This is a genomic window from Halioglobus sp. HI00S01 (assembly GCF_001635445.1).
GTDB classification, from domain to species: Bacteria; Pseudomonadota; Gammaproteobacteria; order Pseudomonadales; family Halieaceae; genus Halioglobus; species Halioglobus japonicus.
This window is the reverse complement of sequence record NZ_LWEE01000110.1, coordinates 375,302-397,551: the sequence shown is the minus strand read 5'-3', so window position 1 is coordinate 397,551 and position 22,250 is coordinate 375,302. Positions and strand designations below refer to the sequence as shown.

The 22,250-nt window shown below is 59.4% G+C and carries 20 protein-coding genes; 12 read left to right on the top strand and 8 right to left on the bottom strand.

Annotated features, from left to right (window positions below):
• The first annotated feature begins 7 nt into the window (after positions 1-7).
• From A3709_RS14635 to A3709_RS14625, 3 genes are read left to right on the top strand one after another with little or no spacing between them, the layout of a single operon-like run.
• Positions 8-1,207 (top strand): iron-containing alcohol dehydrogenase, encoded by a 1,200-nt coding sequence (locus tag A3709_RS14635; protein WP_066056037.1) that lies wholly within the window; start codon positions 8-10, stop codon positions 1,205-1,207.
• 11 nt (positions 1,208-1,218) lie between these two features.
• Positions 1,219-2,376: an acyl-CoA dehydrogenase family protein gene (locus A3709_RS14630; RefSeq protein WP_066056035.1), complete on the top strand. Its 1,158-nt coding sequence runs from the start codon at positions 1,219-1,221 to the stop codon at positions 2,374-2,376.
• A 28-nt stretch (positions 2,377-2,404) separates the two neighbouring features.
• Positions 2,405-3,979, top strand: a complete 1,575-nt coding sequence (locus tag A3709_RS14625) for an arylsulfatase (RefSeq protein WP_066056032.1) — start codon at positions 2,405-2,407, stop codon at positions 3,977-3,979.
• Between the two features lie 33 nt (positions 3,980-4,012).
• On the opposite strand, the gene A3709_RS14620 is transcribed toward A3709_RS14625, so the two are convergent.
• Complete coding sequence (locus tag A3709_RS14620; protein WP_082850127.1) at positions 4,013-4,909, bottom strand: enoyl-CoA hydratase-related protein; 897 nt, start codon at positions 4,907-4,909, stop codon at positions 4,013-4,015.
• Between the two features lie 156 nt (positions 4,910-5,065).
• On the opposite strand from A3709_RS14620, the gene A3709_RS24845 reads away from it, so the two are divergent.
• Together A3709_RS24845 and A3709_RS14610 are read left to right on the top strand one after the other, a co-directional pair.
• Positions 5,066-5,326, top strand: coding sequence for a class I SAM-dependent methyltransferase (locus A3709_RS24845; protein ID WP_197484201.1), 261 nt, complete (start codon positions 5,066-5,068; stop codon positions 5,324-5,326).
• 20 nt (positions 5,327-5,346) lie between these two features.
• Positions 5,347-5,907 (top strand): class I SAM-dependent methyltransferase, encoded by a 561-nt coding sequence (locus tag A3709_RS14610; protein WP_082850126.1) that lies wholly within the window; start codon positions 5,347-5,349, stop codon positions 5,905-5,907.
• Here A3709_RS14610 and A3709_RS14605 read toward each other — a convergent pair.
• Positions 5,904-6,992 carry a carboxylesterase family protein gene (locus A3709_RS14605; RefSeq protein WP_066056022.1) on the bottom strand — a complete coding sequence of 363 codons (1,089 nt, stop codon included), beginning with the start codon at positions 6,990-6,992 and terminating at the stop codon, positions 5,904-5,906. The two genes, A3709_RS14610 and A3709_RS14605, sit on opposite strands and share 4 nt — an antisense overlap.
• Before the next feature lie 97 nt (positions 6,993-7,089).
• On the opposite strand from A3709_RS14605, the gene A3709_RS14600 reads away from it, so the two are divergent.
• From A3709_RS14600 to A3709_RS14580, 5 genes are all read left to right on the top strand, one after another.
• Positions 7,090-8,106, top strand: a complete 1,017-nt coding sequence (locus A3709_RS14600; RefSeq protein ID WP_066056019.1) for an aldo/keto reductase — start codon at positions 7,090-7,092, stop codon at positions 8,104-8,106.
• A 43-nt stretch (positions 8,107-8,149) separates the two neighbouring features.
• Positions 8,150-9,856, top strand: a complete 1,707-nt coding sequence (locus A3709_RS14595) for an amidohydrolase (protein WP_231871190.1) — start codon at positions 8,150-8,152, stop codon at positions 9,854-9,856.
• A 108-nt stretch (positions 9,857-9,964) separates the two neighbouring features.
• A complete protein-coding gene (locus tag A3709_RS14590; protein ID WP_066056015.1) occupies positions 9,965-11,641 on the top strand; it encodes a M28 family peptidase in 1,677 nt (558 codons plus the stop codon).
• Between the two features lie 5 nt (positions 11,642-11,646).
• Complete coding sequence (locus A3709_RS14585; RefSeq protein ID WP_082850125.1) at positions 11,647-13,197, top strand: sodium:alanine symporter family protein; 1,551 nt, start codon at positions 11,647-11,649, stop codon at positions 13,195-13,197.
• 11 nt (positions 13,198-13,208) lie between these two features.
• Positions 13,209-13,649: a nuclear transport factor 2 family protein gene (locus A3709_RS14580; protein ID WP_066056012.1), complete on the top strand. Its 441-nt coding sequence runs from the start codon at positions 13,209-13,211 to the stop codon at positions 13,647-13,649.
• On the opposite strand, the gene A3709_RS14575 is transcribed toward A3709_RS14580, so the two are convergent.
• From A3709_RS14575 to nhaA, 3 genes are all read right to left on the bottom strand, one after another.
• Entirely contained in the window at positions 13,646-15,808 is a 2,163-nt protein-coding gene (locus tag A3709_RS14575; protein WP_066056010.1) for a molybdopterin cofactor-binding domain-containing protein, read from the bottom strand. The two genes, A3709_RS14580 and A3709_RS14575, sit on opposite strands and share 4 nt — an antisense overlap.
• Positions 15,805-16,296, bottom strand: coding sequence for a (2Fe-2S)-binding protein (locus A3709_RS14570; protein ID WP_304438770.1), 492 nt, complete (start codon positions 16,294-16,296; stop codon positions 15,805-15,807). The genes A3709_RS14575 and A3709_RS14570 overlap by 4 nt, the downstream gene beginning before the upstream one ends.
• Positions 16,297-16,364: 68 nt before the next feature.
• A complete protein-coding gene (nhaA, locus tag A3709_RS14565) occupies positions 16,365-17,714 on the bottom strand; it encodes a Na+/H+ antiporter NhaA (RefSeq protein ID WP_066056008.1) in 1,350 nt (449 codons plus the stop codon).
• 160 nt (positions 17,715-17,874) lie between these two features.
• On the opposite strand from nhaA, the gene A3709_RS14560 reads away from it, so the two are divergent.
• Positions 17,875-18,246: a rhodanese-like domain-containing protein gene (locus A3709_RS14560; RefSeq protein WP_066056244.1), complete on the top strand. Its 372-nt coding sequence runs from the start codon at positions 17,875-17,877 to the stop codon at positions 18,244-18,246.
• Here A3709_RS14560 and A3709_RS14555 read toward each other — a convergent pair.
• Complete coding sequence (locus A3709_RS14555; protein WP_066056005.1) at positions 18,243-19,880, bottom strand: tRNA-dihydrouridine synthase; 1,638 nt, start codon at positions 19,878-19,880, stop codon at positions 18,243-18,245. The two genes, A3709_RS14560 and A3709_RS14555, sit on opposite strands and share 4 nt — an antisense overlap.
• Before the next feature lie 271 nt (positions 19,881-20,151).
• Here A3709_RS14555 and A3709_RS24840 point away from each other — a divergent pair, with 271 nt between their 5' ends.
• Complete coding sequence (locus A3709_RS24840; RefSeq protein ID WP_255359744.1) at positions 20,152-20,286, top strand: hypothetical protein; 135 nt, start codon at positions 20,152-20,154, stop codon at positions 20,284-20,286.
• Positions 20,287-20,289: 3 nt separating this feature from the next.
• Here the strand turns inward: A3709_RS24840 and A3709_RS14550 are convergent, their stop codons facing one another.
• Complete coding sequence (locus A3709_RS14550) at positions 20,290-20,628, bottom strand: YegP family protein (protein ID WP_197484200.1); 339 nt, start codon at positions 20,626-20,628, stop codon at positions 20,290-20,292.
• A gap of 80 nt (positions 20,629-20,708) precedes the next feature.
• Positions 20,709-22,178, bottom strand: coding sequence for a YdiU family protein (locus A3709_RS14545; protein ID WP_066056000.1), 1,470 nt, complete (start codon positions 22,176-22,178; stop codon positions 20,709-20,711).
• Between the last annotated feature and the right edge of the window lie 72 nt (positions 22,179-22,250).

Below are 22,250 nucleotides of genomic sequence, written 5' to 3'. Positions count from 1 at the left end.
CCCACGGATGCGATTCATCAACTGGCTGTTGCACAAATGCATAGTTGGCCTGCTCGGCGTTGTGCAAAAGTTTCTCAGTGTTCCCACCCAGACGTTGTTTGCCGGCGCCGGCAGCTCAGGACAGCTGGCGCGTCACATGGTGGCCATGGGGCACCAGCGTATCCTGCTGGTAACTGACCAGATTCTGGTAGACCTCGGTATGGCAGAAAATATCCGTAAGTCGGTTGAAGAGGCGGGCGGAGAGCTGTTTGTTTATTGCGGCGTGCTGCCTGACCCGACCACAGCAATCGTCGAGGAGGGGCTTGCCTACTATCGCACTCAGCGCTGCGACTCGATCCTGGCTTTAGGTGGAGGCTCGTCCATTGATGCTGCCAAGGGTATTGCCGCCAGCGCGACCAATGGTCCGGTGCAGTCGCTGGTGGGTATTCTCAAGATCCGCCAGGCGCTGGCGCCGTTGTATGCCATTCCTACAACCTCTGGCACGGGTTCCGAGGCCACTTTTGCCGCAGTCATCTCCGATGCAGAAACCCATCGCAAGGGCTTTCTGGCGGACATGAAATTAATCCCACTGGGCGTAGCGCTCGACCCGCTGCTACTCACCGGTATGCCGCAGGGTGTGACGGCTGCCACTGGCGCCGACGCCCTGACGCACGCCATCGAAACCTATATTGGCCGCTGGTCGAACGATGAAGTTCGGCGCCTGTCCGGCACTGCGACCCGTCTGCTGTTTGACCATTTGCCCCGGGTCTATCGTAACGGCCAGGATGTGCAGTCGCGCGAAGCGGTATCGCTGGCCTCCTACTATGCCGGCCAGGCGATTAATCACGCCAGTGTGGGCATGGTACATGCGATTGCCCATCAGTTCGGCGGCTTGTATGGCACACCCCACGGTGTGGCTAACGCGATTGTGCTGCCCCATGTGCTCGACTGCTATGTTAAACACAGCCCCGAGGCGCTGGCGGAGCTTGCCGCCGTCATCGGTGTGGGCAGGTCCAGTCAGACTGATCATGAGCGCGCCAGCGCCTTCGTACAGGCGACTCGCGACCTGCTGGCGCAATTGGGTCTTGCGACCCGCCTGGAATCTTTTCCCACCTCCGATATTCCCGCAGTGGCCAATGACAGCATGGCGGAGTGCCGGCAGTACCCGGTGCCACACTGGGTATCCCGGGCGGAGCTGGAGACTATATTGGACAAGATAGCTGTTTAAGGAACGGACTGATGACGATCTTGACCTCGATTTGGATGACCGAGGAGCTGCGCATGCTGCACGACAGTGCGCTCAAATTTACCGAGCAGGAGCTGGGGCCGAATCGCGAGCGCTGGGAAGCCCAGGGTATGTGCGATCGCGATGCCTGGCGTACCACCGGCGCTGCCGGGCTGCTGTGCGCCAGTATTCCGGTGGAATACGGTGGTGCTGGCGGTGACTACACCCACGAGGCCGTTATTTACGACGCCATGATACGCGGAGGAGCGGCGGCGTCCGTGGGTGGCGGCAACACGGTCCACAGTCAGATTGTGGCGCACTACATTCTCAACTACGGCACCGAAGACCAGAAGCAGAAGTGGCTGCCGGCTATGGCCGCCGGAGAGCTCGTGGGTGCCATTGCCATGACGGAGCCGGGCGCAGGGTCCGATTTGCAGGGTGTAAAAACCACAGCAGTGCGCGAGGGTGACGAGTATATTATCAATGGCGCCAAGACCTTTATCAGCAACGGCCAGCACGCCGAGCTTATTATTGTTGTGGCTAAAACCGACCCCGCCGCAGGCGCCAAGGGCACGTCGCTGATCGTGGTGGAGACCGAGGGGCTCGACGGCTTCGCGCGAGGCCGCAACCTGGATAAAGTGGGTTTGAAAGATGCCGATACATCTGAATTGTTTTTCAATGACGTCCGTGTGCCCACCGCCAATCTGTTGGGCGACACTGAGGGCCAGGGCTTTATTCAGTTAATGATGCAGCTGCCTCAGGAGCGACTAAGTATTGCCTGTGCCGGTGCGACGATCGCCGAAATGGCCGTTGAGACCACCGTGGAATACACCCGTGACCGAGCGGCGTTTGGCAAAAGTGTGTTCGACTTCCAGAACACGCGCTTCAAGTTGGCGGAGTGCAAAACCGAAGCCACTATTGCCCGCAGTTTCGTCGATCAGTGCATTGCCAAGCACATTAATGGCGAGCTCAGCGCGGAAGAGGCGTCAATGGCCAAGTGGTGGTGTACCCAGAAGCAGTGCGACATTGTAGACGAGTGCCTGCAATTACACGGAGGTTACGGCTATATGTGGGAATATCCCATCGCACGAATGTACGCTGACAGTCGGGTGCAGAAAATCTATGGCGGCACCAACGAAATTATGAAAGAGCTGATCGCCAGGTCGCTCTGATAGGGCCACGCAATCACAGGTAATCACAATGAAGAACCTATTACACACCTTACGCCGGGCCTGCGCGGTGGCCGCAACACTGGCAGTGTCCTTTGGCGTTGCGGTTAGTCAGGCCGCAGACAAGCCCAACATCCTGGTGATCTGGGGCGACGATATTGGCTGGTCCAACCTCAGTGCCTATCACCGCGGCATGCTGGGTGGCAGCACGCCCAACATTGACCGAATTGCTAACGAAGGTGCGATGTTCACTGACTACTACGGCGAGCAAAGCTGTACCGCGGGCCGCTCTGCCTTCATCACCGGCCAGCACCCGCTGCGCACTGGATTGCTGAAAGTCGGTATGCCTGGCGCTGATATCGGCCTGCAGGCGGAAGATCCCACTATTGCCGAGCTGCTCAAGCCCCATGGTTATGTGACGGGCCAGTTCGGTAAGAATCATCTGGGCGACAAGGACGAGTTCCTGCCGACCAATCATGGCTTCGATGAGTTCTTCGGTAACCTCTACCACCTCAATGCCGAGGAAGAGCCGGAAACATATTTCTACCCGAAAGATCCTGCCTTCCATAAGCGCTTCGCACCTCGCGGTGTAATTCGCTCTTATGCGGACGGCAAGATCGAAGACACTGGCCCGCTGACCCGCAAGCGCATGGAAATGGTGGATCAGGAATTCACCGACGCAGCGCTCAAGTTTATCGACAAGGCCCACAGAGACGACAAGCCGTTCTTTGTTTGGTTTAACGCGACCCGCATGCACGTGTGGACCCGCCTGGCGCCCAAGTGGGATGGCGCATCCGGTTACGGTTTGTATGCCGATGGCCTGATGGAGCACGATTACCACGTGGGCCTGCTGCTGGACAAAATCGACGAGCTCGGCATCGCCGACAACACGATTGTGGTTTACTCCACCGACAATGGCTCGCAGACCAGCACCTACCCGGATGCCGGCGTCGAGCCGTTTCGTGGTGAAAAAGGCTCGACCTGGGAGGGTGGCTTCCGCGTTCCCGCCATGATTCGCTGGCCTGGGGTGGTAGAGCCCGGCACGGTGATCAACGACATCTTCTCGCATCTGGACTGGATGCCCACACTCTTGAGTGCGGCGGGTGAGCCCGGTGTGAAAGAGAAACTGCTCAAGGGCCACCGCGCGGGTGATATGACCTACCGCGTGCATCTGGACGGTTACGACCAGACGGAACTGTTGACGGGCAAAGGCCCCGGTAAGCGCACCACGCTGTACTACTTTGACGACAACGCCAACTTTAATGCCATGCGCTGGAATGACTGGAAGATTCACTTCGGCTGGTCCATGCAGGGCTGGGCGGGTCAGCGTGAGGCACTGAACTTCCCGCGGATGGTTCACCTGCGTTCAGACCCCTATGAAACCTCGCTGGACTCCGGCCTGTATACGCGCTTCTTCGGTGATCAGCTGTGGCTGTTTGTGCCGGCGCAGCAGGAAGTCGGCAAGTGGCTGATGACCTTCCGCGAATATCCGCCGCGTCAGCCCACGGCGAGCTTCAGCATCGATAAGATGATTGATCAGATGCAGCAAATGATGCACATGCGCGCCATGCAGCAGCAAGGTGCAGGTGCCCGTCCCGGGCAGTAATCCCCTTCCAGACCCCTGCCCTTCGGGGCAGGGTTAGTCCCCTTTATCCTCGCGATAATCCCCGAATTCACCGTCGCGCTGTGACAGCGCTTCGGTGAGCTTGCCTCCGCCCTGGGTGGCGGCTATGAAATCCTTGAAGCTCTGCTGGTGGGTTGCCAGCGTACAGATCTCGGTGCCCTGACGCAGGCCGGCACGCAGGCCCATGGCTTCCATCTGGCGGTGCACGGCGCGTTTGTTGAGGGCGAGGATATCCGCCGGAATGGCGGCGATGCGTTCCGCCTGGACAAGCGTGGCGGCCTCGAGTTCCTCCGCCGGGAAACTGCGCGTGGCCCAGCCGTACTGTACGGCTTCGGTGCCGCTGACGGAGTCGCCGGTAAGCAGCATCTCCATGCCCTTGCGCATACCCAGTAGCCAAGGGTGAAACTGCATATCGGGCACGCCGAAGCGCACCGCGGGGTAGCCAATCTGGGCGTCGTCGGCCGCATAGACCACGTCGCAACCGGTGGCCAGTTCGCTGCCACCCGCCAGGCAGTAGCCGTGAACTTCGGCAATGACTGGCTTGGACAAGTCCCAGATGCGCATCCAGCTCTCTACCACGTGGCGCGGCCACTGGCTGTCGCCGCCCGCGGTGTGGAAGGGGTAGGCCTGGCCGACGTTGCCGCCGCCCAGGTCATAGCCAGCTGAGAAACATTTGCCGGAGCCGCGCACAATCATCACTTTCACTTTCGGGTCGGCATCGCCGGCCTCCAGTGCATGCAGGAGCTCACCGCGAAGCTGGTGGTTCAGCGCGTTGCGCTTGTCAGGCCGATTGAGGGCGATACGCCTCACGCCAGGCGAAGGCTCATCGATCAGTACTACTTCATAGCCATTTTCACCGTAGCGGCCTTGCGCTGCTTGTCCCTCGGCGTAGGGGTTCGCTTCGTTGGTCATTGTGATCTCCTCAATAGTGGCATTGATTGTACGTCCCGCAAGGGGCGGAAGGGATACAGCAATTTGTACTAACCCTGCTCGGAACGGCGGCGAATGAGGCGCACCAGGCGTCAGTGTGTGGTGTATGCTGCGCGTTTTGAAGGTGCGAGAAACCCTATGCTAAGCCCGCTACTGGATTTGCTGACCGGCCCCTTGCCCGAGGACGTCGCGCGCCTGTTTCACGGCCGTGGCCTGTGCTATGAGGGCTTGTCTTTTCTCAATGTGGACTGGTTCGAGCCGGTGGTGGGGGCCGTTGTCTACGGTGATGTCGACGATGATCTGGTGGCTTCAATTGCTGCGGCGTTGGCCGCTTTCGGCGAACATGAAAGCAGGGTGCAATGTGTATCCCTGCAGCGTCGTGGGCGCGGTACGAACTGAATTTCTAGGCTAACCAGAATATTGGATTTTTCCTCGACGCACGTCCCGGGCGGCAGTGGCTGCGCGAACGTGCCCAGGGAAAGCGCGTGCTTAACCTGTTTTCTTATACCTGCTCGTTCTCGGTGGTAGCGCTGCAGTGTGGGGCGGCAGAGGTGATCAATATCGATATGGCCAAGTCCGCGCTGGCCACCGGGCAACGCAATCATGCACTCAATGGGCTGCCGCCTGAGAGAGCCAGGTTTTTGCCGCATGATGTCTTTCGCTCTACCCGCAACCTGGAAGATCTGGGGCCTTACGATCTGGTGATCTCTGACCCGCCCTCGCGCCAGAAGCGCAGCTTTGAGGCCGACAAGGATTGTGCGCGCCTGCTGCAGCAGCTGGCACGAATGCTGGCTCCGGGGGCCGAAATACTCGCGTGCCTGAATGCGCCCTATCTGGGGGCGGCCTTTCTACCCGAGCTATTCGAGGCACACCTGAAGAGCTGTGAGTACGTGGAACGTCTGCCGCAGCGTGAGGATTTTCCGGAAAAGGATCTGGATTGCTGCCTGAAGATGCAGGCCTTCAGGCCGCGCGGTGCTTAGCGAATGTGACGCAGCAGGAAGGAGACCAGCTCTTCGCCGGATGGGTCTTCCAGTGGCCAGGCAGGGTCGCGGGAATAGCCCACGCTTTCCAGGCCCACTTCGTCAGCACGCTCCTTGATCGCAATGCCATGCAAAGCGTGATGTAGGAACAGGTCCACCGGGTTTTCCAGTGAGGTCGTGAAGTTTTCCACGTAAATGGGCGCATCACCAGCGTCCATGAGTTCCAGCATGTCCACTTCTGCGCGGTAGTCCAGGGTGGCCTGGTCTTCCAGCGCCTCGACGCTGGGAACACCGAGGAAGGTCAGCAGGTAGTTGGTCTGGCCCAGCGTGTTGACGAGGGTCAGAATGTCGGTGCTGCCCAGGATGTCCTCGAGGGGTGCCGTGAGCGGCAAGAGCACATCTCCCCAATCGATAATGTCATAGGTGGACTGAGTGACCAGGCCGCCGACGGCGCTGACACGGGTTGATTCACGCAGGATTTCATCCGCGTTATCCGGGTCCGCAAGGTCGTCGCGGGTGCCCAGCCACAGGCTGGCGCCGGCACCGGCGGATACGCCGTACAGTGCGACATTGTCAACATCCAGGTTCAGGCTCTCGTAATAGTAGCGCATAAATTGCAGCGCCTGGGCTGTGTCCTGCAGGGAGGTGAGTACACCGCCTTGCTCAGCGGCTGCGACAATGTCACCGCCCTCTTCGGGTACCGTGAGCAGGGTGTAGTTGATGGTGGCATAGGCCACGCACTCCTGCAGGAAGGCCCGTACGTCATCGGCTGAGTTGTTATGGGCGCTGGATTTGTCGCCGCCGGTAAAGCCGCCGCCGTGGATGTAGATGACCAAGGGTGTCGGGTCATCGCACTCCGGCAGGTAGATATCGAAAAGGTTGCGCTCATCATCGCCGTAGGGCACGTCGGCGGCAAACTTGGCAGAGATGTTCGGCAGGTCGATTGGCGCCGTGGTGAAGGTCAGGTCCAGGGTTGGCCGGGGTACCTGAGCTGGGCTGCTGGGGCGGCTCGAATCAGAGCTGTCGCTACAGGCGACGAGGGTAGCACCCAGTAATACCGGGGCTAGAACACGGAGAAATTGCATGTGTCACTTCTAAAAGCTATTTTGAATCGCGACAGTAGCAAAATGTACTCATTGTTTACATTTTAATCAGCCTGAAAATCTGGACGGAATCACAAAAATGGAAAGAAATCGCCTCGGCCGCAGTGGCATTGTCGTCTCCGATATCTGCATGGGAACCATGACTTTTGGTAACCAGGCGGATGAGAAAACCTCATTTGCCATTATGGATGCCGCGTACGACATCGGCATCGATTTTTACGACACGGCAGAGGTGTATCCGGTCCCTCCTGAGGAACGCTATATGGGCGTGACGGAGGAGATCGTGGGCCGCTGGCTGAAAACCAAGCCGCGCGATTCCATCATTCTCGCCACCAAGGTGGCGGGTCCCGGTCACGGCTGGATTACACCGCCGGTGCGCTCGGGGAAAACCGGCCTCGATCGCCACCACATTGTACGCGCCATCGAGGGCAGCCTGCGGCGTCTCGATACCGACTATGTAGATCTCTACCAGACCCACTGGCCCGATCATGGTTATTACTATGAAGAAACCCTGCGAGCCCTCGAGGAGCTGGTGGATTCGGGCAAGGTGCGGGTATTGGGTTGCTCCAATGAAACCAGCTGGGGGCTGACCAAGAGCCTGTGGGCGGCGGACAAGCACGGTCTGCCTCGCTATGAGACGATCCAGAACAATTTCAGCCTCAACCAGCGGCGCTTTGAAGATGAGTTGGCCCAGGTGTGTCGGCAGGAAGAGGTGAGCCTGTTGCCTTACTCACCTTTGGCGGGCGGCGTGTTGTCGGGCAAATACAATGACGGGGCGACCCCGGCAGGTGCACGCTTCACCAACTACCTCACCGCCGGAGAGCGGCAAAAGAAAATGGCTGCCCGGTTTATTAATCCGATCGCCGAAGCCTCTACCAAGCGATTTACTGCGATTGCCGCAGATGCAGGCCTGTCACCGGTTACCATGGCGGTGGCCTGGAGCAAGCAGCACGATTTTGTCGCGTCGACGATCGTAGGAGCGACCAGTATGGATCAGATGCCTGACATTCTGGCGGCGGCTGACGTCACGCTCAGCGCGGAAACCATGGCCGCAATCAATGCCGTGAGCCGGGAGCTCAAATATCCGATGGGCTGAGCCCTCGCGGCCGGTGTTTAGTGGTTAATCGGGAGAATATGTTTTGTTGAAGAAGTTGTTGCTGGTGCTGTTGGCCGTGGTGGTTATCCTCGGTGTTACTGCCGCCCTGATGTTGGGCCGCGCCGCGCCGCCGGAGCGACAGGTGTTTATCAACGGCAAGATTCTGACCATGGATGCCAGCAACAGCATTGTCAGCGCGGTTGCCGTGGAGCGCGACCGGATTGTCGCGGTGGGCGACGAGGCCGCGATTGCAGCGTATCGTGATGGCGCCCAGGTGATTGATCTCGGTGGCAAGGTCATGATGCCGGGGATTATCGATGCTCACGGTCATTTTCCCGGCACCGGGGCGCGCGCCATTATGGCGGATCTGAACAGTCCGCCGATTGGCGCGATAGAGGAGATCGCCGATATACAGGCGGCGCTGCAGCCCTTTGTTGATCAGACAGCACCGGGCAAGTGGGTGTCCGCCATGGGTTATGACGACACCCTGTTGGCTGAGAAACGCCATCCCACCAGGCAGGAACTGGACGCGGTGTCGACGGAGCACCCCATCTTCATCACGCATGTGTCGGGTCATATGGGGGTGGCCAACAGCCTGGCTTTGGAAATGTCGGCTATTGATGCCAGTACCCCGAACCCCGAAGGTGGGGTGATTGTGAAGGACCCCGCCAGTGGCGAGCCCACGGGTCTGCTGGAAGAGACGGTGGCCCAGGAAATCCAGGTGGGCACGGCCGCTGACACCATGACTCCGGGCAACCTCATTGCCATGTTTAATACCGCGGTGCACGACTATGTGAGTCAGGGCGTGACCACGGGCCAGAGCGGCGGTGCAATGGGGCCCATGTATCAGGGCCTGGCCTGGGCGAGCAAGCTGGGGTTGGTGCCCTTCCGGCTGGAAGTGTGGCCGTTCTGGAAACTCCTGGGCGAAGACGTGCTCTCGGGTGAGTTCGATTTAACGCCCTACGATACGCCGTACTTTCGCGGACAGACCATGAAGATCGTTTCGGACGGCAGTATCCAGGGCTTTACCGGTTATCTCGCTGACCCCTACCACACGCCTTTCCGTGGCGATGCAGACTATCGTGGCTATCCGATCTTTCCACGTGAGGAGCTGGTAGAGATTGTTGGCCGGGTGCATGCTACGGGTATGCAGATGGCTATTCACGCTAATGGTGATGCGGCGATTGATGACGTCATCCACGCCTTTGATCTAGCCCAGCAGGCCAATCCTGTCGCTGACCCGCGCCTTATTCTGATTCACTCGCAAATGGCGCGGGATGACCAGTTGGATGAGATGAAACGCCTGGGCATTACACCCAGTTTTTTTTCTGCACATACCTACTACTGGGGTGATCGTCACCGTGATATTTTCATGGGGCCCGAGCGCGCCCGGCGCATGAGCCCAAGCCAGTCAGCTCTGGAACGTGACCTCATGTTCTCCACGCATCTGGATTCGCCGGTGGTGCCGATGGAGCCTATGCGAATGCTCTGGGCGACGGTGAATCGTATTTCCACCGGCGGCGAAGTGATCGGTGAAGGGCAGCGTATTCCCGCGATGGAGGCATTGCGCGCTATCACGATTAACGCGGCCTACCAGATATTCCGTGATGATGAACTGGGTTCGATAGAGCCGGGTAAATACGCTGATCTGGTCGTCCTCGATGGCGATCCTCTGACAGATCCCGCGGCGATTGCAGATATTCAGGTGTTGCGTACGGTCGTCGGCGGATTAACCGTGTTTGAGCGCTAGTCGACATTCCTGCATCTGGCTGCCCTGTCCAGTGCCAGACTTTGCTAGACTGCTTGAGGTCGATGCGGAGCGTCGGAGAATAATAAGACTCTACAAGGATCAAGCACTATGACCATTCGATACTCAGTGGCACTGCTGTGCCTGTTGGCGCTACCCGTCGCCGCTGCTGAATGGGCTGAACCTATCGAAGCTGCCGCGGAAGAAGCCAGCATTACCAAGGCTTTGGACTCGATTGAGCGTGGCAACCTCGAAAAGCACCTGAACTACCTGGCAAGCGACGAGCTCCAGGGGCGTATGAGTGGTGAGCCCGGCTATGATGCCGCGGCCAAGTACGTGGCCGAGCAACTGGCTGCCGTGGGTGTGGAACCCGCCGGGTTGTTTGGTGGCTGGTTTCAGGATGTGCCCCTACTGCGCCGACAAATTGATGTCGACGGCGCTTCTATCACCGTACATACCGATCGTGGCGATGCCGGGCTGCGATGGAAAGACGATTTTACGATGGGCGGTGATCAGGTGCGCGACGAAACTACCGTGCGTGCGGAAGTGGTCTACGCAGGCTTCGGCGTGCACGCGCCTGAGCTGGGTTATTCCGATTACGACGGAGTCGATGTCAAAGGCAAGATCGTGGCTATTTTCGGCGGTGCCCCCGCCAGTTTTCCGCACAATGAGCGGGCCTATTATTCCTCCGGGCGCACCAAACGCGACCTCATGGTAGAGCGTGGCGCAGTGGGCTACATCTACATGCGCTCACGTAGTGATCAGCAGCGCCGGAGTTGGGACGTGGTGACACTGAATGCCGGTGTGACCGCCGGCATGTCCTGGAAGAATTTGCAGGGCGAGGTGGCCGACCACCATCATCAGTTGGAAGGTAGCGCCCTGGTGAATGAGGCTGTGGCCCCGGATATTTTTGCACCGTCGCCGATCAGCTTTGAACAGGCACTTGATGCCGCAGAAGCGGGCCGGCCGGCGTCCCAGCCACTGGGTGTGGAAATGACGCTGACCCAGAAGAGCGAGCACACTGATATAACCAGCCCCAATGTGGTGGGTGTGATTCGCGGCTCTGATCCTGAGCTGGCCGACGAGTATATCGTCTATACCGCGCACCTCGATCATATTGGGGTTGGCACACCTGTCGATGGTGACGCTATCTATAACGGCTTTTACGACAATGCCATGGGTGTCGCGCTGATGATTGAGGCGGCCCGTGCGTTCAAGGCGATGCCGCGGGCACCGGCGCGATCCATTTTGCTGGTCGCGGTAACAGGCGAAGAGCGCGGGCTATTGGGGTCGGATTATTTTGCCCAGTACCCAACGGTGCGCGCCGAGGGAATGATCGCCAATATCAACCTGGACATGCCTTTGCTGCTCTATCCACTGGCCGACATCATCGCCTTTGGTGCCCAGCACTCCACTCTGGATGTACCTATTGCACGTGCGGTTGAGGCCGAAGGGTTTGCGTTGACCCCTGACCCCATTCCCGAAGAAGTGCTTTTTATCCGCAGCGACCAATACTCCTTTGTTCGCCAGGGCGTGCCCGCGGTATTCCTGGTTCCGGGGTTTACCTCTACCGACCCAGACATTAATGGTGGCGCCTTGTTTCAGGGGCATTTGAAAACCCACTACCACCGGCCCAGCGACGACCTCTCACGCCCGGTGGACTGGCCGTCGGCGCTGCGCTTTGCGCGCGCCAACGTGCGTATTGGCCTCGAAATTGCAAAAGATATGAAACCACCTCGCTGGCATGAGGGTGACTTTTTTGGCGAAAAATTTTCCAGAGGACAGTGAATTGGATGACTGACAAACAGCGTAGTACCGCCGCGGTCGTCGCGGCTTTCATGGGGGCTGTGTCCCCTTCGGCAATGGCGGGTATCGACACTGCAGTTGAATCCGTCATGGCGCCAGCCGCAGCGCTGTTGTCAGCCTTTGTGTTTGCCAGAGTCGATGTGTTTGGCGTCGAAATTCCCTGGATTGTGTTGTGGCTGGCGGTGGCGGCGACATTCTTCACCCTGTATATGGGCTTTATCAATGTCCGCGGCTTTGGGCTTGCGCTGCGCCTGGTCAGGGGCGATTACCACGACCCCAAAGCCCGCGGCGAAATTTCCCATTTCCAGGCCGTCGCGACGGCGGTGTCCGGTACCGTGGGTGTGGGTAATATCGGCGGCGTCGCGGTGGCCATTGTTATCGGCGGCCCCGGCGCTGCCTTCTGGTTAATCGTGGCGGGCCTGCTGTCCATGTCGACCAAGTTGGTGGAGTGCACTCTCGGGGTAAAATACCGCAAGCACAATCCGGATGGATCGGTGTCCGGTGGCCCCATGTATTACCTGGAACACTGGCTGAGCAGCCGCGGTCGTCCGGGTATGGGCAAGGGGCTGGGCAGATTCTATGCCCTGTCACTGGTGATTGGCTGCCTGGGGATCGGCAATATGTTCCAGTCCAACCAGGCTTACGTACAGTTTGTAAACATCACCGGTGGTGAAGCGAGCTTTTTCGCTGACAAGGGTTGGTTGTTCGGGTTGGCGATTGCCCTGTCGGTGGGCGCCGTCATTATTGGCGGTATCCGTTCGATCGCCGCAGTGGCGGGCAGGATCGTACCGTTTATGGCTGTGCTCTATATGTGCTCTGCGCTGGTGATTATCCTGATGAGTATCGAGCACTTGCCTGCAGCGGTGAGCCTGATCGTCAGTAGTGCGTTCACCCTGGAGAGTGCCACTGGCGGCATGATTGGCGCCATGATTGTTGGTTTTCAGCGCGCGCTGTTTTCAAACGAAGCGGGACTGGGATCTGCCTCCATCGCCCACTCCGCGGTGCAGACTGATCACCCGGCCTCAGAAGGGCTGGTGTCGTTGCTCGAGCCCTTCATCGATACCGTCGTGATCTGTACGCTGAGTTCTCTGGTGATTGTGGTGACGGCCTATCCGGCGGGCTTGATGGACCAGGGGCTGGAAGGTATTGCCCTGACCTCGGCGGCGTTTGAGCACCATATCGACTGGGCGCCTTATCCGCTGGCCGTGGCGGCGTTATTGTTTGCCTTTTCTACGGCAGTGGCCTGGTCGTACTACGGCCTGAAGGCATGGACTTATTTGTTCGGCGAGCACCCTCTCAGTGAGAATATCTTCAAACTGATCTTCTGCTCATTCCTTGCCATTGGCTGCATGATTCAGTTGAGCGCGGTGCTGGACTTTGCCGACGCCATGGTCTTCCTGATTTCCGTGCCGAATATTCTGGGCCTGTACCTGTTTGCCCCGGAGGTGAAGCGGGAGGTGAGTGAATTCATGGCCAAGGTGAAGAGCGGAGAAATCCGTAACTACCGGCGCGACGGCGCGCTGGGCAATACAGACTGAGGAACCACGCGATGGCCCCCGAACGCGAGATTGAGAATCTGGTGTATCGCTATGCCGAGCTCATTGATGACGGCCAATTCGATACCCTGGCTGCGTTGTTTGCCCGGGCGCAATATGTCGACCAGGATGGCAATGTGCTGGGTGAAGGTGCCGAGGCCATTGGTGAAATCTATCGTGGCTTCACCCGGCTTTACCCAGAAGGCACACCTCGCTCACACCATGTCACTACCAATGTCATCATCGAAGTGTCAGGGCAGACGGCGAGCGCGCGTTCCTACTTTACGGTGCTGCAGGCGACCGATAACCTGCCGCTGCAGCCGATTATCGCGGGCCGCTATCACGATACCTTTGCCTGCGATGCTGACGGCTGGTATTTCACCCGCCGCCAGGTGTTGATGCGCCTCGCCGGCGACCTAAGCCAGCATTTGCTGGCGGCCCTGCCAGAAACTTAGAGCCGGAAAGGCAGATCCCGCAGACGCTGCCCGGTGGCCGCGTAAATCGCGTTGCCCAATGCTGCCGGTGCAGGCGGTGTGCCGGGTTCGCCCACACCGGTGGGTGGTGCGTCAGATTCCACAATCGTCACGGCAATTTCCGGCGCTTCACTCATGCGTAGCGTCGGGTAGTCGTGGAAATTACCCTGAACAGCAGCACCGTCCTTGAAGGTTACCTCGCCATAGAGCGCCGCGGACAGGCCAAACAGCATGCCGCCCTCCATTTGCTGACGGACAATGTCCGGGTTGACGGCCCGGCCACAGTGGACCGCAACGTAACCCTTCTCGAGCCTGGGTTTGCCGTTGGTCATGGAGATCTCAACGACCTCGGCTACCACGGAGTGGAACGATTCGTGCACTGCGACGCCCTGGTAGTGCCCTTGCGGCGCATTGCCCCAGTTACTGAGCTTCTCGACGGTGTCCAGAACCTGGCGATGGCGACTATCCGCAGGCAGATGTCTGCGGCGGAATGCAATCGGGTCTTCGCCAACGGCCACTGCCAACTCATCAACAAAACTCTCGGCAAAGAAACCATTGTGGCTGTGGCCGACGGAGCGCCAGGCGCCAAGCCGAACCGGCGTTTCGACATTGCGATAGCCCATGTAGATGTGATCAAAGGCATAGGGGATGTCCTTCAGGCCCTCAGTGGCTGAACCATCTTTCTTCGCGGCCATATCGGCCCCGAAGTCGATCAGGAAATCGGGAATCCAGCTCGGCAGAATACCCACCGACATATTCTGCACATTGTGCTGCATCAGGCTGGGGCCTGCCAGCCAGTTTTCCCAGCTGAGGACCTCGCCGTTGCTGCCCAGGCGGGCCCGGAATCGGGTTTTCATGGGCGGGCGGAAGTAGTCGTGGCGAGTGTCGTCCTCACGGCTCCACACCAGACGCACGGGCTCACCCACTGCGCGTGCAATCTGGGCGGCCTCAAACACATTGTCCGGGATGGCCCGGCGGCCGAAGCCGCCGCCGAGGAATTGGTTGTGTACGGTGATCTTGTCGTCGTCGATGCCCAGCGCTTTGCTGGCAAAGCTGCGGGCGAGGTCAGGTGCCTGCACGCCCACCCACACATCAGCGCTGTCGCCGTTAATGGCCACCGTGGCATTCATTGGCTCCATAGTGGCGTGGGCCAGGAATGGCGCCGAGTATTCCACCTCGATCTGATCTGCCGCCCCGGATGCCGGGGGCTTGCCATCATCTCGAACAGTGGCAAAGTCGTCGCCATCCAGAGCCTCGGATAGCGCCTGCTCAATGGATGCACTGTCGACCAGCGGTGACTCGCTCTGCTGCCACTGGATCGTGACTTTCTCTGCCGCCTTGCGCGCCCGCCAGTAGTTGGTGGCGACGACAGCGACACCGCTGTCGATCTGGACAATGTGCTTCACCCCATTGAGTTTGCGGGCCTCGGAAGCGTCGAAGCTGGTCACGGGGCCGTGAGCAATCGGGGGACGGACCACCACGGCAACCAGTGCATCGGCGGGGCCGGCGTCGATACCGAAGTTGGCACTGCCTTCCACCTTTGGCTGGTTGTCCAGGCGCTGGTTCTGTTGGCCAATCACGTTGAACCGGGACGCGTTTTTGAGGGCGACCTTGCTGGGTACGGGTAATGCCGCTGCGGCACTGGCCAGCTCACCGTAGCTGTAACTGATACTGCCGTCGGCGGTAGCGATGACGCCGTCACCAGCGTGGAGTTCCTGCTCGGGATGGCCACTGCGACCCACGGCTGCGGCCATCAGCATGGCCATGGCAGTGGCGCCGGTCTGGCGCAGGGGTTCATAGAGAACGCGGATGGCGTTACTGCCACCGGTAATTTGCAGATAGTATTCAGGATCGCGGAAGGCGTCGTCCACATGGGCCATTTCGTAGCGGATCTGGTCCGGAGCGACCTCAAGCTCTTCAGCAATCAGACTGAGCATGCCAGTGACGGTGCCCTGGCCCATCTCGGTTTTATGCACCTGGACGATGATGTCGCCCCCTGGGGTGATTTTCAGAAAGGCATCGGGTGCAAGTTCGGCGTCGTCGCCCAGGGCGCTGGCGTAGCCCTGCAGGTGGAAACCGAGGGTCAGACCTCCGCCAATGACGGAGACGTTGCGCAGAAAGTCTCGTCTGCTCAGGTTCATGCGTTCACCTCCGGTTCCCAGTTCTGGACGGCGGATGCGGCGCGCTTAATAGCATTGCGGATGCGGCCATAAGTGCCGCAGCGACAGATATTGCCGGACATGGCGCTGTCGATTTCCGCGTCACTGGGGGCGGGATTGCTGGCCAGCAGTGAGGCCGCGGACATAATCTGGCCGGACTGGCAGTAGCCGCACTGTGGTACATTCTCTACCACCCAGGCTTGCTGCAGGGGGTGATCGCCATTGGTCGCCAGCCCTTCAATGGTGGTAATGGCCTTGCCTTCGGCCAGGCTGATGGGCAGGGAGCAGCTGCGTACGGCTGCTCCCTCCAGGTGCACGGTGCAGGCGCCACACAGGCCCATGCCGCAACCGAACTTGGTGCCGGTAAAGTTGAGCTCATCGCGCAGCACCCACAGCAGCGGGGTATCTGGCTCAATGTCGATCTGCACTTCGCTGCCGTTGAGGACGAAGGCAATGGTTTGTGTCTCCACAGTGAAACTCCGTTTGTATCGCTACGGGTATGTTACGGATTGTTGCTTAAGCCGGGATTAACAATTGGTTAGTTTTGTGGCTTTTTGGTGGTGGTACGCAACAGGAAGTAGCCGGTAAAACCGGCAATCGCCGAGGCCAGCAGAATACCGGTCTTGGCAGCGAGCAACTCTTCCGGCTTGCCTGCGAAACCCAGGTCTGCAATAAAAATCGACATGGTAAAGCCAATGCCGCCCAGTAAGCCTACGCCGGTGATGTGCTTCATATTGAGCTCGTCGGGCAGCTTGGCCCAGCCAAGTTTTATAGCAATCCAGGTGAATCCGGCGATGCCCAAGGGCTTGCCGAGCAGCAAGCCGCACAGCACCCCGAGGGTGATCGGGCTGCTGACGGCGCTGCCAAACTCGGCAAACTCGATGGGAATGCCGGCATTGGCCAGCGCAAAGATCGGAATCACCAGGTAGGCAACCGGCAAGTGCAGGGAGTGCTCGAGGCGCTGCGCCGGTGCCTGTACCAGCTGGACCCCGTCGCCCATGGCGATTACCAGCGAGCGGAACCGGTTGTTGTGAATAATGTCGGGGTTTTCTGCCACAGACTTCTGCATGGCAACAGTGCTGTCCTTGACTCGGTCGATAAAGGTCTCGGCTTCGAATTTGGGGCGTATCGGGATCACGAAGGCCACGACAATGCCTGCAATCGTGGCGTGAATACCGCTGGCGAGCATGGCTGTCCACAGCAGAATGCCCACGGCGGCATAGGGCAGCGGGCGACGGACACCACCCAGGTTGAACGAGAGCAGCACGAAGGTGAATATGCCCGCATAGAACAGGGCAACGGTGTCCAGGCTATCGGTATAGAACAGCGCAATCACCGCGACCGCGCCCAGGTCGTCGACAATGGCCAGGGCGATCAAAAAGGTGATCAGGGTTTTGGGTATGCGCGGCCCCAGCAGGCTCAGGGCACCGATGGCGAAGGCGATGTCGGTGGCCATGGGAATACCCCAGCCCTTGGCATCCGGCCCGGAAGTGTTAAACACGAAATAGCCGAGAGCGGGGATGAGCATGCCGCCAATCGCGGCACTGATGGGCAGCATCGCCTGGCTGGGGGACGACAGTTCACCCACCAGCAATTCTCGCTTGAGTTCCAGGCCCATGATAAAGAAAAACATGGCCATCAGCGCTTCGTTAATCCAATGGTGAATGGACAACGAGAAGGACTTTTCCCCCAGACTGATAGCTAGTTCCTTGTGCAGGAAGTGTTCATAGCTGTAATGGAAGGGGCTGTTTGCAATGATCAGCGCGACGACGGCACAAATCATCAGCAGAATGCCCGAGGTGGTCTGGCGATGGATAAACTCTTCCAGCGGTGTGAGGATGCTGTCGAAAGATTTTTCCCAGGGGGCGTGGTAGACGCCTTTGGCCATAGCGGTGCTCCGAGATCTTTGGGTACTGCAGGTATGGCGGTATATCTTAGCGCCGAAGCCTTACTGGGTATAGCTTGACTCAGGCCGCCGCAGGGCGCACTTTCCTTGATCTTCGACAAACCGCCGAGGTGCTGCGGGGCCTACAATGGTGCAGTGTCAGATGGAGATAAAGGAGTTAGCCGATGTTGAAACGGTACCTGAACTCGTCCAGGAAGCCCGTGCGGGGCTGCGTTGCCTGGACGCGGCCGCCGCCAGGGTGGAGTGCGCAGCAAAGCATGGCACGGTGGTGGATGTGCGTGAACCCGGCGAGGTGAGCGCCCAGGCTGTCGCTGGCTCCGTTAATATCCCCAGGGGTGTACTGGAGATGAAAATTACCGATGCCGCGCCCCACGCACAGCACCCGCTGTATCTGCATTGTGCGACCGGTGGCCGCGCCACTTTGGCGGCCCGGCAGTTGAAAACCATGGGCTACCGCAATATGGCGGTGATTACCTGCCCGATCGATGCGGNGTGCGCCGCCATGGCAGACTAGCTGGCCAGCGCGGGGGCACCCTCGACCAGGAACGGGCCATCGACGCACAGCCGGCGGCCGTCTGGCGCTGCGCAGGCACCGCAAATACCCACGCCGCATTTGGTCAGGTAATCGATGGCGCTGAATATCTGGTCGTCTCGACAGAATTCCTTCTGCACCGCGATGGCCGCTAATACCATGGGCTCGGGGCCGCAGTTGTAAAACACCAGTTTGTCGCGTTCTTCGGCGGACATTTCCTGCAGGCGCTCGCGCAGCAACTCGGTGACCACGCCCTGGAAGCCGGCGCTACCGTCATCGGTAGCGACATGCACATCGGCAATCTGCTTGCACTCCTCGAGGAAGTAAAGGCGCTCGGCGGTGCGGGCCCCGGCAAATACCTCGGCGTTGCCGAAATCCCGGGCGATCTGGTACACGGCGGCAAGGCCAGTACCGCCGGCAACAGCCATGATTTTCTGGTCTTCCGCGGGATCCACGGGAATGCCGTGGGGGCCGCGCACATAGCATTCGGTGCCAATGTCGAGGTCGAGCATGGCGTGGGTGAATTCGCCCACATCGATGATGACCAGCGAGAACGGGTCGTCAGTCAATGCCGAGAAGGGCTTTTCGCCGATGCCCGGTACCCAAAGGAATACGAACTCGCCGGCCTGAACGTTTATTTTGCGATCGAAAGTCATGATGGTGATGTCGTCACAGACCTTCTCATTCTTCACCACAGTGACGGGCTTGAAGTTCATGTCCACGTCGTAGCGAATATGAGTCTCGGCGCGGTTTTTGCCGCTTTCCAGGTCCGCAGTGACCGCCTTGAAGTAGTCGTCGATCTCTTGAGTAGTCAGTCCGACCAGGGCTGAGCCCACGCCGATAACGTCTGCCCCTGCCTGCTGGAATGCGCGGACATCGTCTGCACTGGAGATACCGCCGCAGCCAATAATGGGCAGGTCGGTGACGACGCGAATTTCGCGCACGCATTTCAGGGCAATGGGCAGTACACCCTTGCCGGACATGCCGCCGGCACCATTGGATAGCACCGGGTGGCCGTGGGCCGAGGTATAGCCGGGCCCTACCGTGTTAATGGCACACAGGCCGTCGGCGCCGCCGGCCTCGGCTGCCTTGGCTATGGCGCCGATATCGGGGGTGTTGGGGGTCAGTTTGGCGACCACCGGAATATCCACCGCAGCCTTCACCGCGCTGACAATCGCCTTCACCATCTCTGGGTCCTGGCCCATGGCCATGCCGTAACCCTTGGCGTGGGGGCAGGAGAGGTTCAGTTCCAGGCCGTCGGAGACCGGTGCCAGGATCTTCGCCACCTCGACAAACTCCTCGACGCTGCCGCCGAAGATCGAGGTCAGCAGGAAGCGGTCTTCCGGCACATTCAGCTTCGCCAATGATCTGGCCGAGGCGGCCGGCCCAGCATTGGTGAGGCCCACGGCGTTCACGAAGCAGCCCGGCGCATATTGGCTCAGCACCGGCTCGCGGTAGCCCAATCTTGGCTCGGGTCCAATACTTTTGGTGGTGATCACGCCCACTTCGGGGATGTTGTCGAAGAAATACTGCATGATTGGCGCCGCAGTAGTAACGATACCGGAGGGCACGGTAAAGGGGCCTGACAAGGTTTTGCCGAAGAATTCAATGCTCACGGGCTATTCTCAATCGTGTGGTGTGGGTCGCTAGATGGGTCGAATTATAGAGGGATTCAAGGCCTCGCGCAGATATTTCGCCCCTGTACGTCTCACTGGCTTACAGCCCACTTTAATGTGAGCTCGTTCGAGCGGTAAAAAGTGGTACGGAAAACCCTGATCGCAACCAGATGAGGTGGCTACGGAGTGGCATCACTGCTTGAAGAACTAAAGCGTCGCAACGTCATACGCGTGGCCGAGCTGCCTCGTGCTGGCGCGGGTGTGGGACGTGATGGATTACGATTTATACCAATTCTGGCCCGAGGGTCCGAGTGACCCGAACTACTGCGTGATTCGGGTCGACCCGGAGCGGGTGGAGTTGTCCAAGATGTTAGGTACTATGGAGAAGCGCGTCTGGCGGGCCTAGTGCTCAGCCTTTCGTCAGGTCGCGAATATCTGTTGAGGTGCCGTTGGTTTTGACCGACTCAACGCCGTTGTCGCAGCCGGATCCCGACGTGTACATCTGGCTCTGGCCGATCACCTGGTGATTGGCGGCTTTCAGGACAAAGTAATGCTTGTCGTCCCCTGATGCCTTGCATTCATAGCGATCGGCGTCGCTGCAATTTTTCTGTACTGAGGCAATACCGTTCTCGGCAGCGCCCCTGCTGCTGTACATCTCACTCTTGAGGATGTTCTGGCCATTCCCGGCCACAAGGTTAAAGAAGAATTCGCCGTTTTTGGCGAGTTTAAGTTCATAGTATCCGGCCATCATAAAACTCCTCGGAATGGTGGGCGGCCCCGGTGGCTGCCCGGCTGTTTCAGCTTAGTCTGTGGCCGGAGTTTCGCCAGTCAGGTGCCGCAGAATGTCCGCTGTACGATTTCCTGGGGCATGGGTGGCACCGCATAGTGCGCGCAGTCTTCCCGCCATGTGTAAGGATCTTCCAGACACGCCCCCAGGGCGTGAAACGCGCGGAAGTCCTGCTCATCCTCGGCGGCACGAATGGCTTCTTCCACCCGGTGATTACGGGGAATAAATACGGGATTGGCCAGTCGCATTCGCTCCGCCCGGGTCTCTGGGGTGAGTGGGTCGTTGGTGAGCCGTCTGCGCCACTGGGCCAGCCAGAGCTCGAAGGCCGGTGTGAACTCAAACCATGGGTCAATGTCGCTTCCCTCATCGCGCGCCAGTTCATAGAGGCGCCTGAAGGCCAGGGTGAAGTCGCACTTCTCGGCTTCGAGCAACGCGAAAAAGTCTTCGATGAGCTTGTTGTCTGGCTCGGTAATATCGGCCAGGCCGAACTTATTGGCCATGCCTTGATGATGGGCCAGCTGATACTGCCCCGGAAAGCTGTCTACCGCTGCCTGTGCCAGGGCGACGGCCTCTTCCTGTGACTCGTGGAGTAGCGGCAATAGTGCCTGGGCCAGGGTCGCCAGATTCCAGTGTGCGATGGCCGGCTGATTGGCGTAGGCGTAGCGGCCGTGCTGGTCAATGGAAGAGAACACCTTGCCAGCGCTGAATTCATCCATGAATGCGCAGGGCCCGAAGTCCACGGTTTCGCCGCCAATCAGCATATTGTCGGTGTTCATGACGCCGTGAATAAAGCCCAGGCACATCCACTGGGCTACCAATTCGGCCTGTGCCGAGATGACGCTGTTGAGTAGCGCCAGTGGCTGGTTGGGCGCATCTGCCTGGTCGGGATAATGGCGCTGCAGCGCGTACTCGCTGAGAGTTTGCAGGGCTTCCTGTTCGCCGCGTGCCGCGAAGAACTGGAAGGTGCCAATACGGATATGGCTGGAAGCGACCCGGGCCATGACAGCCCCCGGCAGAGGGTATTCTCTGAACACGTCCTCGCCGGTGCTGACGGCCGCCAGGGCGCGGGTGGAGGGTATGCCCAGGGCATGGAATGCTTCGCTCAGCAGATACTCGCGAATCACCGGCCCCATAGGTGAGCGCCCATCGCCGCCGCGGGAATAGGGCGTGGGGCCCGAGCCTTTCAGCTGGATGTCGAAACGTTGTCCATCTACAGTGACAACCTCGCCCAGCAGCACGGCGCGACCGTCGCCGAGCTGCGGGTTGTAACTCCCGAACTGGTGTCCCGCGTAGACCGCTGCCAACGGCTCGGCGAGCTCAGGTACTGTATTACCCGCGATAACGTCAGTTCCCTCGGGGGATGCGAGCCAGTCAGGGTCGATACCCAGGTATTCTGCGAGCGGCCTGTTTACGGCAATCGGCCCAGGTACGCGAACCGGTGTGGGCGCCTGGCGCGTATAAAAGAGGTCGGGTAGGCGGGCGTAGCTGTTGTCAAAAGGGATCGAACCCATGATAGGAATTGTCCTGTGGTAGTGCTATCTGCTATATACGTCAGGTTCGGAATGATAGCCTAAAGCGCTCAT

What these genes read in the sequence shown, in the direction of transcription:
- A3709_RS14635 (WP_066056037.1), top strand. Translation starts at nt 8, where the DNA reads ATGCGATTCATCAACTGGCTGTTGCACAAATGCATAGTTGGCCTGCTC.
- A3709_RS14630 (WP_066056035.1), top strand. Translation starts at nt 1,219, where the DNA reads ATGACGATCTTGACCTCGATTTGGATGACCGAGGAGCTGCGCATGCTG.
- A3709_RS14625 (WP_066056032.1), top strand. Translation starts at nt 2,405, where the DNA reads ATGAAGAACCTATTACACACCTTACGCCGGGCCTGCGCGGTGGCCGCA.
- A3709_RS14620 (WP_082850127.1), bottom strand. Translation starts at nt 4,909, where the DNA reads ATGACCAACGAAGCGAACCCCTACGCCGAGGGACAAGCAGCGCAAGGC.
- A3709_RS24845 (WP_197484201.1), top strand. Translation starts at nt 5,066, where the DNA reads ATGCTAAGCCCGCTACTGGATTTGCTGACCGGCCCCTTGCCCGAGGAC.
- A3709_RS14605 (WP_066056022.1), bottom strand. Translation starts at nt 6,992, where the DNA reads ATGCAATTTCTCCGTGTTCTAGCCCCGGTATTACTGGGTGCTACCCTC.
- A3709_RS14600 (WP_066056019.1), top strand. Translation starts at nt 7,090, where the DNA reads ATGGAAAGAAATCGCCTCGGCCGCAGTGGCATTGTCGTCTCCGATATC.
- A3709_RS14590 (WP_066056015.1), top strand. Translation starts at nt 9,965, where the DNA reads ATGACCATTCGATACTCAGTGGCACTGCTGTGCCTGTTGGCGCTACCC.
- A3709_RS14585 (WP_082850125.1), top strand. Translation starts at nt 11,647, where the DNA reads ATGACTGACAAACAGCGTAGTACCGCCGCGGTCGTCGCGGCTTTCATG.
- A3709_RS14580 (WP_066056012.1), top strand. Translation starts at nt 13,209, where the DNA reads ATGGCCCCCGAACGCGAGATTGAGAATCTGGTGTATCGCTATGCCGAG.
- A3709_RS14575 (WP_066056010.1), bottom strand. Translation starts at nt 15,808, where the DNA reads ATGAACCTGAGCAGACGAGACTTTCTGCGCAACGTCTCCGTCATTGGC.
- nhaA (WP_066056008.1), bottom strand. Translation starts at nt 17,714, where the DNA reads ATGGCCAAAGGCGTCTACCACGCCCCCTGGGAAAAATCTTTCGACAGC.
- A3709_RS24840 (WP_255359744.1), top strand. Translation starts at nt 20,152, where the DNA reads ATGGATTACGATTTATACCAATTCTGGCCCGAGGGTCCGAGTGACCCG.
- A3709_RS14550 (WP_197484200.1), bottom strand. Translation starts at nt 20,628, where the DNA reads ATGGCCGGATACTATGAACTTAAACTCGCCAAAAACGGCGAATTCTTC.
- A3709_RS14545 (WP_066056000.1), bottom strand. Translation starts at nt 22,178, where the DNA reads ATGGGTTCGATCCCTTTTGACAACAGCTACGCCCGCCTACCCGACCTC.